The sequence below is a fragment of the Altericista sp. CCNU0014 genome, assembly GCF_044923475.1.
Lineage (GTDB): Bacteria > Cyanobacteriota > Cyanobacteriia > Thermosynechococcales > Thermosynechococcaceae > JAAURS01.
Genome location: NZ_CP137338.1, coordinates 4,568,721 through 4,582,802, shown reverse-complemented (window position 1 = coordinate 4,582,802; position 14,082 = coordinate 4,568,721). Strand labels below are relative to the sequence as shown.

Annotated in this window: 13 protein-coding genes; 2 read left to right on the top strand and 11 right to left on the bottom strand. The window is 53.7% G+C overall.

The features are described 5' to 3' along the window. Positions 1–54: 54 nt before the first annotated feature. A complete protein-coding gene (locus tag R6H26_RS21835) occupies positions 55–2,487 on the bottom strand; it encodes an acyl-CoA dehydrogenase (RefSeq protein ID WP_404785519.1) in 2,433 nt (810 codons plus the stop codon). 380 nt (positions 2,488–2,867) lie between these two features. On the opposite strand from R6H26_RS21835, the gene R6H26_RS21830 reads away from it, so the two are divergent. Beyond that, a complete protein-coding gene (locus R6H26_RS21830; protein ID WP_404785517.1) occupies positions 2,868–3,257 on the top strand; it encodes a hypothetical protein in 390 nt (129 codons plus the stop codon). Between the two features lie 92 nt (positions 3,258–3,349). Here R6H26_RS21830 and dprA read toward each other — a convergent pair whose 3' ends face one another. The 9 genes from dprA to R6H26_RS21785 form a co-directional block, all read right to left on the bottom strand. After that, entirely contained in the window at positions 3,350–4,498 is a 1,149-nt protein-coding gene (gene dprA, locus R6H26_RS21825; protein WP_404785515.1) for a DNA-processing protein DprA, read from the bottom strand. A 61-nt stretch (positions 4,499–4,559) separates the two neighbouring features. Then, a complete protein-coding gene (locus R6H26_RS21820; RefSeq protein ID WP_404785513.1) occupies positions 4,560–5,360 on the bottom strand; it encodes a Uma2 family endonuclease in 801 nt (266 codons plus the stop codon). Between the two features lie 22 nt (positions 5,361–5,382). Next, the gene (locus R6H26_RS21815; RefSeq protein WP_404785512.1) at positions 5,383–5,589 is read right to left on the bottom strand and encodes a hypothetical protein; all 207 of its coding nucleotides are present in this window, start codon (positions 5,587–5,589) and stop codon (positions 5,383–5,385) included. A 51-nt stretch (positions 5,590–5,640) separates the two neighbouring features. Continuing rightward, positions 5,641–6,201 (bottom strand): peptide deformylase, encoded by a 561-nt coding sequence (def, locus tag R6H26_RS21810; RefSeq protein WP_404785510.1) that lies wholly within the window; start codon positions 6,199–6,201, stop codon positions 5,641–5,643. Positions 6,202–6,358: 157 nt separating this feature from the next. Then, positions 6,359–7,786 (bottom strand): isochorismate synthase MenF, encoded by a 1,428-nt coding sequence (locus R6H26_RS21805; RefSeq protein ID WP_404785508.1) that lies wholly within the window; start codon positions 7,784–7,786, stop codon positions 6,359–6,361. A 105-nt stretch (positions 7,787–7,891) separates the two neighbouring features. Further along, positions 7,892–8,929, bottom strand: coding sequence for an oxygen-dependent coproporphyrinogen oxidase (gene hemF / locus R6H26_RS21800; RefSeq protein WP_404785507.1), 1,038 nt, complete (start codon positions 8,927–8,929; stop codon positions 7,892–7,894). Positions 8,930–9,102: 173 nt separating this feature from the next. Further along, positions 9,103–10,761 carry a DUF3352 domain-containing protein gene (locus tag R6H26_RS21795; RefSeq protein WP_404785506.1) on the bottom strand — a complete coding sequence of 553 codons (1,659 nt, stop codon included), beginning with the start codon at positions 10,759–10,761 and terminating at the stop codon, positions 9,103–9,105. A 112-nt stretch (positions 10,762–10,873) separates the two neighbouring features. Then, the gene (gene cofH / locus R6H26_RS21790; RefSeq protein ID WP_404791404.1) at positions 10,874–12,010 is read right to left on the bottom strand and encodes a 7,8-didemethyl-8-hydroxy-5-deazariboflavin synthase subunit CofH; all 1,137 of its coding nucleotides are present in this window, start codon (positions 12,008–12,010) and stop codon (positions 10,874–10,876) included. A gap of 152 nt (positions 12,011–12,162) precedes the next feature. After that, on the bottom strand, positions 12,163–12,423 hold the full coding sequence (locus R6H26_RS21785; RefSeq protein WP_404785504.1) for a hypothetical protein: 261 nt from the start codon (positions 12,421–12,423) through the stop codon (positions 12,163–12,165). 339 nt (positions 12,424–12,762) lie between these two features. On the opposite strand from R6H26_RS21785, the gene R6H26_RS21780 reads away from it, so the two are divergent. After that, positions 12,763–13,329: a hypothetical protein gene (locus R6H26_RS21780; protein WP_404785503.1), complete on the top strand. Its 567-nt coding sequence runs from the start codon at positions 12,763–12,765 to the stop codon at positions 13,327–13,329. A gap of 25 nt (positions 13,330–13,354) precedes the next feature. Here R6H26_RS21780 and R6H26_RS21775 read toward each other — a convergent pair whose 3' ends face one another. Next, positions 13,355–13,843, bottom strand: a complete 489-nt coding sequence (locus R6H26_RS21775) for a GNAT family N-acetyltransferase (protein ID WP_404785501.1) — start codon at positions 13,841–13,843, stop codon at positions 13,355–13,357. Positions 13,844–14,082: the final 239 nt, after the last annotated feature.

Here is a 14,082-nt window from a genome sequence, read left to right as displayed (position 1 = left end):
CGGAAGGGGCGCAAAGCCCTGCGCCCCTAAAAAATGTACCGGATATCCTTTGATTTAACGTTGCATCGGGACATAGCTATTTGTCAATCGACTTGCGATCGCTGATTCCTGTCGATAATTTTCCATCGAAAATGCATCGACTTGGATGGCTTCATTGCGGGCGATCGCTGCTTCCCTAATCAAAACCCCTTGCTCTATCGTCATTACCCCTGCGGCTACCGCAGCTTCTACCAATTGTTCTGGTTTCCCTTGAGGAATCTGACCGCGAAGGCTGGCGGATTTGATGGTTTTTGCAAAGGGTTCAGTCTGAAGGGTCAACGCCATCGCTCGTTCCAGCCGACCGAGGGCTTCATCGGGGTGGGTGGGCAGGTAGATCCCTGAGGTGAGGCGATCGCGCTGTGTCCCGACTGTCTGTAAAATGGCTGCGACTTTAGCCCCCAAAGCATCAGACGGCATGGTGCCGATAGGGTTGAGTCGCCAGAGCATCGCCCACGGACGCAGAATTGGACTGAGGTTTGCAAATAGTCCTTCAAATGCTGCTTGGATTTGGGCAAAGGTATATTGCATGGCCCAATCGACGAGAGGGAGATCTTCGGACAAACTGCCCTCTGCTTCAAAGCGTCGTAGGGTCGCGGTGCCCAGATATAACCAAGTCAGCACATCGGCAAACCGTCCAGTGAGGGTTTCTCGGCGTTTGAGGGTGCCGCCAAAGACCAGCATGGCAAAGTCGCTGAAAAGGGCAAAGGTGGCTGAGGCCCAGGCTAGTTTGCGATAGTAGCGTGCGGTGGGGCCTCGGACGGGAGAGGGGGTTAAGGCTCCTCGCGTCAGGCTTAACACAATAGTTCTAACCTTGTGGCGCACCATCGATCCAAGATGGGGCCAAATGACGCGATCGAAGGCGGCAACATCCGACTGCTGCAATGCTTCAATTTCAGCATAGATGTAGGGATGGCTGCGAATAGCACCCTGCCCGAAAATCATGAGGGTGCGGGTGAGGATGTTTGCACCTTCCACGGTAATGGAGATGGGAGTAGCGGTATAGATATTCGCCAGTAGGTTGTGAGGGCCGCGACAGATGCCGGAGCCGCCCAAGATATCCATGCCGTCGTTGATAATTTGGCGCGAAAGTTCCGTGGTGCTGTACTTGGCGATCGCCGAGACTACCGCTGGCTGTTCGCCTCGATCCACTGCGCCGCAGGTGTAGAGACGCACGGCATCAATGAGGTAGGTCAGTCCAGCAATGCGGGCCAAGGGTTCTTCCACGCCTTCAAAGCGACCAATCGAAAGGCCAAACTGTTTGCGAACCACTGCATGGGCACCTGCCACGCGGGAGACGAGTTTGGCTACGCCCGTACAGGTAGCAGGGAAGCTAATACCCCGTCCGGCGGCAAGCGATTGCATCAGCATCTTCCAGCCTTGACCTGCTTGAGCCACGCCACCAATGATTCGATCGATGGGAATTACAACGTCTTTGCCTTCTAGGGGTGCGTTGTAGAAGGGGACGCCCATCGGATCGTGTCTGTGGGTTTGGATTACGCCGGGGGTGCTGGTGGCAATGAGCGCGCAGGTAATACCAACGTCTTCGCCTTTGCCTAAGAGGTTTTCAGGATCTTGGAGGCGGAAGGCGAGACCGAGGAGGGTGGCGATCGCTCCCAAGGTAATATATCGTTTCTGCCAGTTTAGTCGTAAGTAAAGTTCCCCATCTTCACCTCTAAATACCACACCGTGGGAGGTAATACTGGCCGCATCAGACCCCGCGTGGGGTTCTGTGAGGGCAAAGCAGGGAATTTCTTCGCCACTGGCTAGGCGGGGGAGGTAGTAGTCTTTTTGTGCTGTTGTACCGTAGCGCAGGAGTAGCTTGGCGGGGCCGAGGGAGTTGGTGACGCCAACGGTGGCGACATGGGTGAAGGAGCGGGAGGCCAGTTTGGTCATGACGGCGCTGTAGGCCAAGTTAGAAAAGCCTAAGCCACCATATTCTTTGGGAATCATCATGCCAAAGAAGCGTTCTTGATGGAGGTACTTCCACACGTCGGGAGGGAGATCTTTGTGTTGGTAAATATCCCAATCCGTTGCCATGCGGCAGACTTGTTCGACGGGGCCATCTAGGAAGGCTTGAATTTCAGGTGTGACTTGCGGGTAGGGTTCGTTGAGGATGCGTTGGAAGTTGGGTTTGCCGGAGAAGAATTCACCCTCGACCCATACAGTTCCGGCTTCGATCGCGGCTTTTTCCGTCTCAGAAATATTGGGCAATAGCTTTAAGGCTCGGACTGCTTTCACCATTGGCGAGGTGAGAAGAATTTGGCGCAGTTTAGGGATATTTAGAATAATTGCAGCGATGCCAAAGCCTATCCAAAGCCAAACTGGAGCCTGTGCGATCCAAAGGACTGTTGCAGCGTAGATCGTCCAAGTCCAGAGGGGAACGCCGATATAGCCCAAGGTAAGAAATGCTAGGGCAAAGAGGGCGATCGCCGAGAGGAGGAAAAGCATAGTCAAGCCTCCTAATATATAAAGCTAGAGCCAATCTGAGGTGAGCGCAGAAACTGACCGACAACGCTTCTCTAAGAATTGAGATTCTACTCTTACCTCTGTGCTCGAAATCCGATATTTTTATTCTAGTTCGAGGGTTTAGAGGCCGTCCAGAAGATTGCGTTATGTTGTGCGTGGGGAAGCTTTGCGGGAAGTGTTGAGCTAGTTTCTAGCGATCGCCGTGGTATGGATTGTAGATGCGATCGCCCATAATAACTTTAGGTAAAAGCAGCTAATGGACTTCACAAACTGCAATCTATAACAAAATCTAAATGATGGCAGCATCACGATTCGCGTTACCCTATCCGAGCCGCAGCGTAACGTCTTTTAAGGAGTACCCCATGTTTAATCTTGCAAGAATTCTAAATTTACTCTCTGTGAGTGCACTCAGCCTATTTTCTGGTGCCTTTATCTTTATTGCACTGTTCGTTGTTAAGTTTTGGCAGTCAGCCGCACCGGAAGTTTTTCTCGATTGGATGAGCAATAACTTCTTCCGCTTTCCAACCTTGATGGTGCCATTAAATATGATTGCGTTGATATTGACGATCGCTAAGAACAGCTTTGGCTATATCAGCACTCGTCTTTGCCAGTTTTGGATTACTACAGCATTCATCTACCGTCCGCAAACCCCTATTCATGCAGCAAAGCCGTTTCGCCGAGCACAGCGGTCTAACACTCCTTCACAGCGCATATCTTGCATTCTGTACTTTTCCAGCCCCTTCTATACCTAAATCCATAGATTTTTTCTCTACCGTCAAGTTTTACATCAAACACTTTATCTCCCTCGACTGCATCAGCGTCAAGATTGATGTCTCCCACCCTCTCACATCGCCACCGCATACCGCATCCCCGGCAACTGCGTTACCAAACCCATCAACTCCAACTGAAGCAACGCGCTCGACACCTCATTTGCAGGTTGGGCGGCATCCTGAACCAAGCGATCGAAAGATAGCGCCGTCTGTCCCGAGCCTTCGTAGAGCGATTGCACCAGCGTCCAGACTTTCTGCAGATCGGCACTGAGCGCGGGCATCTCGACCTTCGCAGCCACAGGAATTCCAGGTGATTTAACTGGGATGGGATCGAGCGTAGGGATGGTTCCTAGCAGTTCTAAGAGATGCCCCTCCCCCAAAATTAACTGCGCGCCTTTGGTCATCAGCCCCAAACAGCCTGCCGCGCGGGGATTGTCTAGAGTGCCGGGGAGCACGTACACATCCCGACCGTAATCATTGGCCATATAAGCCGTAATCAGCGCCCCCGATCGCTGGGGTGCTTCCATGACTAAAGTGGCGCGGCTGAGGGCGGCAATCATCCGGTTGCGACGTGGAAAATGAGCGCGATTCGGTTGAGTACCTGCGGGATACTCGCTGATGGCCAACCCTCGCTCTAAAATTTGTTGGTGCAGGGCGCGATTTCGAGGTGGATAGGCAATATCGGTGCCAGTGCCTAAAACGGCGATCGTCTGGCCTTTAGCCTCCAGACAACCCAAATGAGCTTGGGTGTCGATCCCCTCTGCCATTCCAGAGATCACTGCGATGTCGTTTTTGGCCAGGACAACAGCCAATTTACGGGTCCAGCGCTGGGCGTAGTCGGAAGGGTCGCGGGTGCCTACAATCGCTACGACAGGAGTATGACCTTGGGCATCCAGTAAGGCCGGATTGCCTCGGTAATAGAGCACCGCAGGCGGATCGGGGATTTCTTTGAGCAGACGCGGATAGTCTGGATCTGCTGGAGTCCAAAAGGTGGGATTGGCTCGAAGATGGTGGCTCAGAAAAGCATCTGGATCTAGCTGCGGGCGCTGGGCGGCGATCGCCTTTAGGACGGTCGGCCCAATGCCATTCACCGACCCAAGTTCGTCTAGAGGGGCAGTCCAGGCTCTGGTTAGGCTACCGAAGTGCTCTTGCAGTCGCTGTAGCGACACTGGCCCAATTCCTGAAATTTGTGCCCAAGCTAACCAAGCTGCCCGCTCTTGCATGTTTTGATGAATGTGCCAACAACGTCTTTTATCTTAGCTGGCAATACCTTAGCAGGAAAAATCAACGCTCTGAGGCTTCGTCTAATCCTGCTATGGGCTGTATGTTCATCGTCTGCATTTGCTGCAATAGTTCTGCCACTCGACGTTCGGCAGCTTCTGCTCGTTGATGCTCTTGTTCTGCTCGTTGATGCTCTTGTTCTGCTCGTTGATGCTCTTGTTCCGCTCGTTCTGCCCCCGTTGTAATAACCGCTCCGGTCTCATCGCACCAGCGCAGCCATTCACCTTGGACCTCTTCAAAAGCACCTTGCCAAAGTGTTAGACCAAGACCCACTTGAGGTAGCCACAGGCGCTCTAGTTCGAGATATTGTCCTTCCCGCAGGCCAAACGCGTACAAAAGCTTTTGCCCTAACTGTTGCAAAGGATCGTACACGATGTAGTAGGTTACGCCCATCTGAGCGTAGTTTGTCAGTTTGTACCCTAACTCATTGCCTTCTTTATTCGAGACAATTTCAATTACAACATCGGGTGGCTTACCGAATTCCCAGACAAAGTAGGTACGATTTTTCTTCTCTTTAAAGTCTTGGGGCGGCTCAACATTAAGACTTAAAAAGACATCCGGCACTAAGGGCGGGCGGCGGAGGGCATAAAATACGCCCACATTAGCGCTGGCTAAAAAGGAACGTCCCTTAAATAGATCTTGAGCGCTATAAAGTGGCTCGGTCAGAAGCCGCTGCTGTTTTTCAGAGATCAGATTGTCCACAGGGGTATCGTCTTCAATGACCAGATCGCTGATATCCGGTACCACCAGATCGGGATACTCTGGCGATACTGCATCCGTTGAGGTTGAGAGCGATTGGGTCATGGTATTCCCCTTTTCTCTATGCTTAGCTTTTCAGACTTGCCTTTGCTTCGCGCGCCGCTGCAATAAAGGTAAAGACGCCCAAGGGCACGCTCAACGCCAAAATAGCGATCGTCGGCCATTGCCCTAGCGATGGTTCGCCAGAAGATAGCTCGAACGTACACCCTACGACGGCGATAAAGGCAACGCAAGAGAACAGTAAGAGAATTCCGCTTTTTGTCGGTATGACCATATTTTTCTGATTAGCCCTATACGCAGCTCGATCGGTTTATCAGCCTACCCCTCAAGCTGGCTTCACATCCTTTTGAGAGAAACCGTGCTTGTCTAACTCTTGGTTCAGCAGCAGCGCATTCTCCACCCGGTCCACAAAGAGCACCCCAGAAAGGTGATCCATTTCGTGTTGGATGGCACGAGACAGCAACCCTTTGGCACGGATTGCCTGGGGACGGCCCAGTTCGTCCTTAAATGCGACCTCGATTACTTCTGGCCGCTTGACATCGAGGTATACCTCTGGAATGCTCAGACATCCTTCTTGGGCCACGCTTAGGTCGGGACTTTTTTTGCGGATGACGGGGTTGATCAAAATCAGCGGCGGATTTGCGGCTTCATCGGGTTCGATGTCCACCACGATAATTTGCTTGGCGATCGCCACCTGAGGCGCGGCCAGCCCGATGCCGTCAGCGCTGTACATCGTTCTCAGCATATTTTCGACAATCTGACGAGTCTCTGCATCTACCTTCGCGACCCGTTTTGCCGTCTGACGCAGGACGCGATCGCCCAAGGTATGAATTTCGTAAGGAGGATGGTCGATTTTGCGTTTATCGAAGGCAAGTTCAGTGGTCATAGGTTCTGGGAGATTGTAAAAAACGAGGCTGAGATATAGATCTAGCCTTAGATCACCATCTTAGTCGATTCAGTCCTGAGATGGCTGCTGTAAAACCAGTGCGGTTGGCCTCCGATCTGATGGTCGCTGCAAAAAATATAGATGCTCGATTCGGAGTCTACATTTTATATTCCACAAGGGCTTGCAATAACGTCTGGAGCTTGAGCCGCACCTCCGCCCACTCGCGATGGGGGTCGGAACCCGCCACAATTCCCGCACCTGCATAGAGGCGCAAACAATTGCCCTGGAGCAGCGCCGAGCGAATGCCGACCGTAAAGCTGCCGTTACCGCGGTAGTCCACCCAGCCTAGGGGTGCCGCGTAAAGGTGGCGATCGAAGGGTTCGTAACGGCGCAGATACGGTTCCGCACTGTGCTGCGGCGTGCCTGCTACTGCGGGCGTGGGGTGGAGCGCTGCCAGTACGTTCAACAACCCAATGCGATCGGGTAAGTCAGCCGTTACCAGGGTCCGCAGGTGCTGAATGTTTGGGAGCTGCAATAGGTGGGCTGGAGAAGTCGAATGGGGCGCAATGCCCAAGCTTTGCAGCCGTTGCTGAATGAAAGCCAACACCAGTCGATGCTCGTGGATATCCTTCGCGCTTTTGAGGAGGCGATCGCCCAGCGCCGCATCCTCCCTTAACGTCCGCCCTCGCGGGGCCGAACCCGCCAAGGCATCCGCCGTCAGCCGCCCCTCTTGGATTTGCAACAACCGTTCTGGACTTGCCCCAATAAAACCCTGGCCCCGATCGTCCCGCAGCGAAAAAATTTGGCAGTCCCCATAGCGGGATCGCAGTTTGTGGAGCGTCGGAGCCAGGGGCAGCGGTGTAGCAGTCTTCACCTCCAGGGTTTCGGACAGCACGAGTTTTTCCAGTTCGCCCTTGCGAATTTGCGTTAAGGTCGCCTCGGCGGCCTCTAAAAACCGAGTTTGATGGCTCAAACAAGGCTCGGGAACGTGGAGCAGCGGTAGGGAAAAGCGATCGCGGTAGATCGCGCTGCGGCATTGGAGTCGCTGCCAGATCTGCAATACAGAATCCGTCAGCTGCGCGAGATTGGCGGTGGGTGTAAGGGGCAAATTTGCCACTAAAACCCCCTGGCCCCGCACGCAAGCCACCTGCCACTGGGGCAAAAAGACCGTCGCGGCTGGGAACCGCTGCGCCTCGTGGTGGGCTTTGTCAAAAAACGTAAAACTACAGAAAAAATGAGGCCCTGCCATCGGTAAATGCAGTTCGCCTGCGGTGGCGGTGCGCTGCAAAACCTCAGAGATAAATCGTTGGGTCTTAGCAAACCGATCGCCGCCGTCGATCGACTGCCGCGCGATGGGCTGCATCGCCGCGATTGCCGTTTTTTCAGTCGGGTGCTCCCAGTAGAAATGCGCCTGGGTGGCATGACCGAGCTGTTCTAAGGCCGCGAGGGGATCGAGGGGCGGAAGTGCCAAAGAAATACTGGCGATCGCCTCGTCGTTCGAGCTTGATGCTTGAAACGTCGCCAGACACTCGTAGAGTGCCTTGGGGTCTTGCATCAATGGAACTCGAAACGGCGTAACGGTCATGGGGTTGAGGTTATCCAGTCGAGGGGAATCGTGCCGATACGCAAAGGGGGCGAGCGCAGATCGCTCACCCAGAGATGGCAGCCCGAGCCGCCAAGCGTAAGCGGATTAAGAATGGGCAACTGTCCCAGACAGCCAATCTTGAGGCTTCAGGTAGGTCTCGTAAAGTTGGGCTTCGCGGGTGCCGGGTTCGGGCTGGTAACCATACTCCCAACGCACCAGCGGCGGTAGGGACATTAAAATCGATTCGGTGCGGCCATTGGTTTGAAGCCCAAAAATCGTCCCTCGGTCGTAGACCAAGTTGAACTCCACATAGCGACCCCGCCGATACAGTTGGAAATTGCGCTCCAGCTCGTTATAGGCTTGGCTCCGTCGCTTTTCGAGAATAGGTACGTAAGCGGGCAAAAATGCATTGCCGCAACTCTGCATCAGCCCAAACAGCTCCTCCCAAGACCGCTGGGCGGGCGCGCCGACTTGGGCGCTGTATTGCCCTGCTGGCCCGTCGGCATCTGGACCTCGATACAGCGCGCCCGTGCCGTCCTGATAGTCGTAGAAGATGCCGCCCACGCCGCGGGTTTCCTGACGATGCTTTAGATAAAAGTATTCATCGCACCAGCGTTTGAAGGTGGGGTAGTATTCGGGGTGGTGGCGATCGCAGGCATCCTTGAGCGTGCTGTGGAAATGCACCACGTCTTCGAGAAACGGATAATAGGGCGTCAAGTCGATGCCGCCGCCAAACCACCAGACGGGGCCGGCTTCAAAATAGCGATAGTTCAAATGAACGGTTGGAATGTAAGGATTGCGCGGGTGCAGCACCATCGAAGTTCCCGTTGCAAACCACTTGTGGCCTGCGGCCTCGGGGCGCTGATTCAAGATCGAAGGCGGCAAATGCTCTCCCCAAACCTCCGAAAATCCAACGCCGCCCTGCTCCAGAACATTGCCCTCGCGCATGACTCGCGAACGACCGCCGCCGCCTTCAGGCCGCTCCCACTCATCTTGCTGAAACGAACCGCCGCCATCGACGGCCTCCAGCTTTTGGCAGATGGAATCTTGGAGCGATCGCAAAAAGCTCACGACCCGTTGCTTGGAGTCAGATGGAGGACCGTTCAGAGTCGAGCTTAATTCGGCGGCGGAAGAAACAGTCATAGCAATGATAGTGCTCGGACGAGGAAATATGCAGGCCCAACGCCAACGCAGTTGCGGACAAGTCTAGAAACCGGACTCGCACCATCGATTTTGATTCTGGGCTATCCTCAATTGAGCCACAGGACGGCTTGTTGTGCGGGAGTTCTGCCGGATTTTTAACAAAACTTTGGCATCTATTGGCGTTTGAGCTTCACGGTAAAGTCGTAACGGGTGCTCCAAGCGTTGTGAATGGCAGTCGACATACCGATGCCCTCAATGGCTTGAGCAATCTGATTTGCTGTGGGTGCCAGCTTGGGCAGCAGAGGGCTATTTTGCATCGTCGCGACCGCGCGCGGCAGGTCTACAAAAAACTGGCCTGTATTAGAGGTGAGGTTCGACGACCGCGTTTTTTGAAACAGGGCGGCATCTGCAAGGGAATTATTTTGCGGGGTCAAAATCCGCTCGGAGATCGGCGCGCCGAAGGTAAAAAAGGCCACGTTGTTATCTAACCACCCGTGGGTTGCCAAGGGTAGGTTGGGCGGTACCTTCCAAGTGGTCACGGAGCGGTTTCCTACTTTAGATTCAGCGACCAAAAAATTGTGGCGATCGCGCATGGCGGTATCCAGTTTCTGAAACGCTCGATCTGCTTTAGCGCGGTCGTTGGCTTTGGCTAGCAGCATCATGCCAACCCCCTGTTTAGACGAATTGGCAGTCGGCACCACGGCAGCTATAAATTCACCGTCCATCCAGCTCGCAAATTCTTTTTCAAAATCCAGGCCCGTCGACTTCAGCAAACTCGCCTGAATTTTACTGGGATTCAATGGCACGATTAACTGGGATTCCGTCCCTTGAGTGTGGTCTTGCCAAGCCTGTTGAAAATTGACGCCAGAGGCGATCGCAAGGGTGTCCCCAGGCAGCAGCCGTGCCAGAGTTTGGGTTTTATTGCTCCCCTTTACCTCCTGCTTGGCATCCGGTTTCAGCCAGGAGATCGCCTTAAAGTTAAGCCCGTCGTTTTCAATCTCGATCGAAGCGCCAATGCCTTGCACCGCTTGGATGCGCCCAATGGTGGATTGCGAAATACCGCGACCCGCATTTTGCAGCAGACCCGCTGCGGCGATCGGCAGGTTCACGTAGACTTGCGCGAAAGCAGAGGAATCCTCTACCTCTTTCATGGCTTCTTGCAATCTGGGCGTCTGGGCGAGAGAGGGCGCACCTCGATAGGTGTCGATGACTTGGTTGAGGGTATTGTTGCCGTTGCTGACGACAAGCAAACGGTTCTCTAGGACCACTGCAGAGAGAGATTTGCCGTTTTGACCTTGAAAAGTTTGAACTTCGACATCTTTATAAGTCCGCTTTTGGGACGCGCTGCCCGCCGCACGATCCACAACAGACCTCGCTTGTTGGGGATCTCGCATCGGTAGAAACCAGACTGCTGCATTTGCGCCGACTTTAGCAACATCTTCGGGCGCGGGAGATAGCAGTACGAGATTGAGCTGCGAGCCCACCCAAGGACGAATATCTTTGTCGTAAGAGAGGCCAAAAGGCTCTAAAAAATCGGTTTCAATATTCTTGAGCTGTCCTTTCCAACGCGTTTTAGTTTCTGGAGTGCCAAATTCTCCCAGTTGTCGCCAGGGGCCTTCGTTGGTTGACGCGGTTAGGCTCAAGAGCGCGGTTTGTGGGGTAACAGCAGCACCGAAAGGAATAACGCTTTCCGATTGACGGCCATTGAGTAAGAAATAAGCCGCAGTCCCCCCTACCACGAGGAAGGCAGCTCCCCCCAGGGTTAAGGCCAGCGATCGCATCCGTTTTGCTCTGAGCTGATTTCGTAATTCTGCACGCCGCGCCGTGTTCATTGAGCTGTTGTACCTTTGCTAACCACAGATCTGTAAGGTAAAACCCGAGCGAGGGCGTCCGTACATGACCTCAAATAACTGACTGCTCAGTATAGCGTTTTCTGACCCATGCTTAGGGAAGGCGTTCGTAGAGGGTATTGCGTTGCTGCCAAGGTCGCTCTAAGGAGGCGATCGCCCCCTGCAATTGCGCCACAGTCATGCAGGTGCCCCCCTGCGCCCCGGCCATAGACGTGATGTGTTCTTCCATTAAAGTGCCGCCGAGATCGTTGCAGCCCCACTGCAAGGCTTCCGTAGCACCCGCCAGCCCTAGCTTGACCCAACTGGGTTGGTGGTTTGCGATCCAGCGCCCCAGAAAGAGACGGGCAACCGCCGTCAGATGGAGGGCATCTTGCAAAATGGGCTGGTCGCGGCCTACTTTTTTGCGCAGGGGTTTGGGCGCATCTTGGCCGATATAGGGCAGCAGGATAAATTCGGTAATGCCCGTATTGCCGCGTTCCTGGGCGCGCTGCTGGAGCGATCTCAAATGTTCCAAATGCTCGATCTGCTGCTCCGGGGTTTCGATGTGGCCGGATAGCATCGTACTGGTGGTGGGCATCCCCAAGCGATGGGCGGTTTCTACAATCTCCAGCCAAGTGGCGGTATCGATTTTTTCCGGACACAGCACCCGCCGCACTTCATCGTTAAGCACTTCGGCAGCTGTTCCCGGCATGGACTGTACTCCAGCCGTTTTGAGGGCAGCAATGACTTCCCAATAGCTCAAGCCATCTTCGCGGGCAATAAACTGAATTTCTTGGGGCGAAAAGGCGTGGAGATGCAGCTTCGGAAATTTATCCTGGAGGGTTTCCACCAGTTGAACGTAATAGGGGAGCGATCGCCCGCCAATCTTCGCGCCGAGATGCAGTCCTCCCTGCATGCAAATTTCTGTGATGCCTTGGAGCGCTCCATCTAAGGCTTTTTCTAGAATCTGCTGATGGGAGAGCCAGTAGGCGTCTCGATCCCCCTCATCGCGGCGGAACGCGCAGAAGCCACAGTGCTGTTCGCAGATGTTGGTGAAGTTGATATTGCGGTTGACCACGTAGGTGACGGTTTCCCCCACCAGCGATCGCCGGAGCTCATCCGCTGCCTGCCGAATTTCTTGAATTGCTGCCGGATCGCTTTGTTTCAGCAGCAGCTCGCCTTCTTGAGAGGTAAGGTCTCGGCCTGATGCGGCTCGGTCTAACAGAGCAGAAAGGGTTAACGAATGGGCAATCACAGGCTCACCGAAGATTACGGACCACGATTTCCATTGTGACTGGAATTTGGGGGAATGGATCGGGAGCGAAGCGCAAGCGCGACAAAATTCATTCGCCTTTTTATTCGGGTAGCATGGGCGGTATAGATAAAATTAACGGCAAATTATTCTCAATCGTTCGTGCGGTTTATGCCTGTGATGTGTTGCAGGATGGTATCTATCTTGGAGTCCATCGAGTCGAGTCGATGGTCGATGGTATCGAAACGTCGATCGACGTGGGATTCTAGAACATTAAAAGCTTCGCCTATCCAGCCTTGGGGGTCGACGATGCGGTCAATTTCCTGAAGGCTGGATTCCAGTTTTGTGACTCGACGCTCTAAGGCAGCAAAGCGCAGGTAGATATCTAGAGGATTTTGTTCTGCGTTACTCATGGGCTTAGCGGCTTACCTTATAGCTTTATGGCGTTATCTGCCAGTGCCTGGCAAAGCAGATCGGTTTCTTCGCCAAGGAAATTTGACCCTACTGCGTACTTACCTTGTCAGCATAGTAATAATTTGTCTTGTCGCAAACGCTGGATAGGTTAATTACATCATAGCTTTGAGTCCCCACAGCAACAGGGAACCTTATCGCTCAATCTGTCCTTTAGGGATAACCGAAGGGGTTAGGCGTATCAGCCAGACTTTAGTGCCTGTCTCAGTTGCTAGATCGGTTTCTAGAATAGAAATAGCACTCAAAACCGAACCATTCAAGAATTTTGGAGACCATCAATCATGGAACATCCAGCGCTGGATGCGATCGCCGAAGCCCTACGCCAAATTGCAGATTCAAAGACGTCTAAACAACCGCTAGGGTTTGGGCCAGCCCCGAAAACCCAAGTCTATGTCTTTTGCAATCGCAAGCACGGCGGGATTTGGTATACCCTCAACGACCAAAGCCAGCCCGTCAACATCGAACATCCCGCGTTAACGGGGTACATTCGCAAGCTGGAGTTTAAGGAAACCGTTCGCCGCAACGAGAAAACCCACAAGCTTCATTGCTACATCGAAGCCGATAAGTTTTACGTTCTAGAAAGCTCCGCAACGGCCCACTTTAGTAAGGGATTGTTGAGCGCGCTGGCTTCTCTCTCTCCTGAAGCCCTAAGGAAACCCATTACGATCTGTCCGCAAGCCTCGACAGAAAACGCCGAGGTGTTGTTCTGCAACGTGTACGAAGGCGATCGCCAGGTCTTTGCGCCCTACGACGATCAGACGGACTGGAAGCGAGTGAGCCGAGCGGCGATCGATTGCGTGAAGGCAGCGAACGAAAGCCACAAGCAGCCAGTGGGCATTGGAGCGTAGGACGGGAAGTTCGATTTCGAGATTTTTATAAAGCAGGCTGACTGACTTCTGCTGCCAGAGGCGTGAACGGCACGCCATTTTCCCGATCGAGCACCATCGTGACGCTTGGGTTAGACTCAAAGCCAAGGCGCTCGTAAAACCGCTGCTGGTGCGTCGTCATTAGATAGACGCGTTCGACGCGGTTGAGGTGAGGGTGGGCTAAGAGCGTTTGGACCAACCGCCGTCCCAATCCCGAGCTGCGATAGTCGGGATGCACGACAACATCCCAGATAGTGGCGCGGTAAATCCCATCGGAGGTCGCGCGGGCGAAGCCAATGAGGGCGTCGTCGTCCCATACGCTGATGATGGGGTTGCTGTGGGCAATCGCGATGCCCAAGTCTTCGACCGTTCGATTCTGCGCCCAAAAAGCTGCCACTTGAAAAAGTGCCTGAAGCGCTGTTAAATCGGCTGGGGTAGTTTCTGCCGGGGGGTGAGGCGTTAGGCCTTCGCAGAGCCGAATTTGGCTGCAATCCATATCAAACCTGCTGTTCGGGCAGTCTAAAGCCTACAGTGAAGAACGACGTACGAGCGACGCCATTGCTAGATTAGCGCAGAAGTGCGGGCATCCAGTGCCTACCCCTAGCAACGTTAAGGTGAGTTAGGATTGGATGAAGATTGGGTAAACTGAATGGCATAAGCCAGTCCTTCAGGTTTACGCTTCTCAACAATATTCCGGTGAAGTGTAACCCTTCATTGCAAAATAAAAAGTTGTCC

Coding starts and splice junctions, on each gene's coding strand:
- R6H26_RS21835 (WP_404785519.1), bottom strand. CDS start 2,487: ATGCTTTTCCTCCTCTCGGCGATCGCCCTCTTTGCCCTAGCATTTCTT.
- R6H26_RS21830 (WP_404785517.1), top strand. CDS start 2,868: ATGTTTAATCTTGCAAGAATTCTAAATTTACTCTCTGTGAGTGCACTC.
- dprA (WP_404785515.1), bottom strand. CDS start 4,498: ATGCAAGAGCGGGCAGCTTGGTTAGCTTGGGCACAAATTTCAGGAATT.
- R6H26_RS21820 (WP_404785513.1), bottom strand. CDS start 5,360: ATGACCCAATCGCTCTCAACCTCAACGGATGCAGTATCGCCAGAGTAT.
- R6H26_RS21815 (WP_404785512.1), bottom strand. CDS start 5,589: ATGGTCATACCGACAAAAAGCGGAATTCTCTTACTGTTCTCTTGCGTT.
- def (WP_404785510.1), bottom strand. CDS start 6,201: ATGACCACTGAACTTGCCTTCGATAAACGCAAAATCGACCATCCTCCT.
- R6H26_RS21805 (WP_404785508.1), bottom strand. CDS start 7,786: ATGACCGTTACGCCGTTTCGAGTTCCATTGATGCAAGACCCCAAGGCA.
- hemF (WP_404785507.1), bottom strand. CDS start 8,929: ATGACTGTTTCTTCCGCCGCCGAATTAAGCTCGACTCTGAACGGTCCT.
- R6H26_RS21795 (WP_404785506.1), bottom strand. CDS start 10,761: ATGAACACGGCGCGGCGTGCAGAATTACGAAATCAGCTCAGAGCAAAA.
- R6H26_RS21785 (WP_404785504.1), bottom strand. CDS start 12,423: ATGAGTAACGCAGAACAAAATCCTCTAGATATCTACCTGCGCTTTGCT.
- R6H26_RS21780 (WP_404785503.1), top strand. CDS start 12,763: ATGGAACATCCAGCGCTGGATGCGATCGCCGAAGCCCTACGCCAAATT.
- R6H26_RS21775 (WP_404785501.1), bottom strand. CDS start 13,843: ATGGATTGCAGCCAAATTCGGCTCTGCGAAGGCCTAACGCCTCACCCC.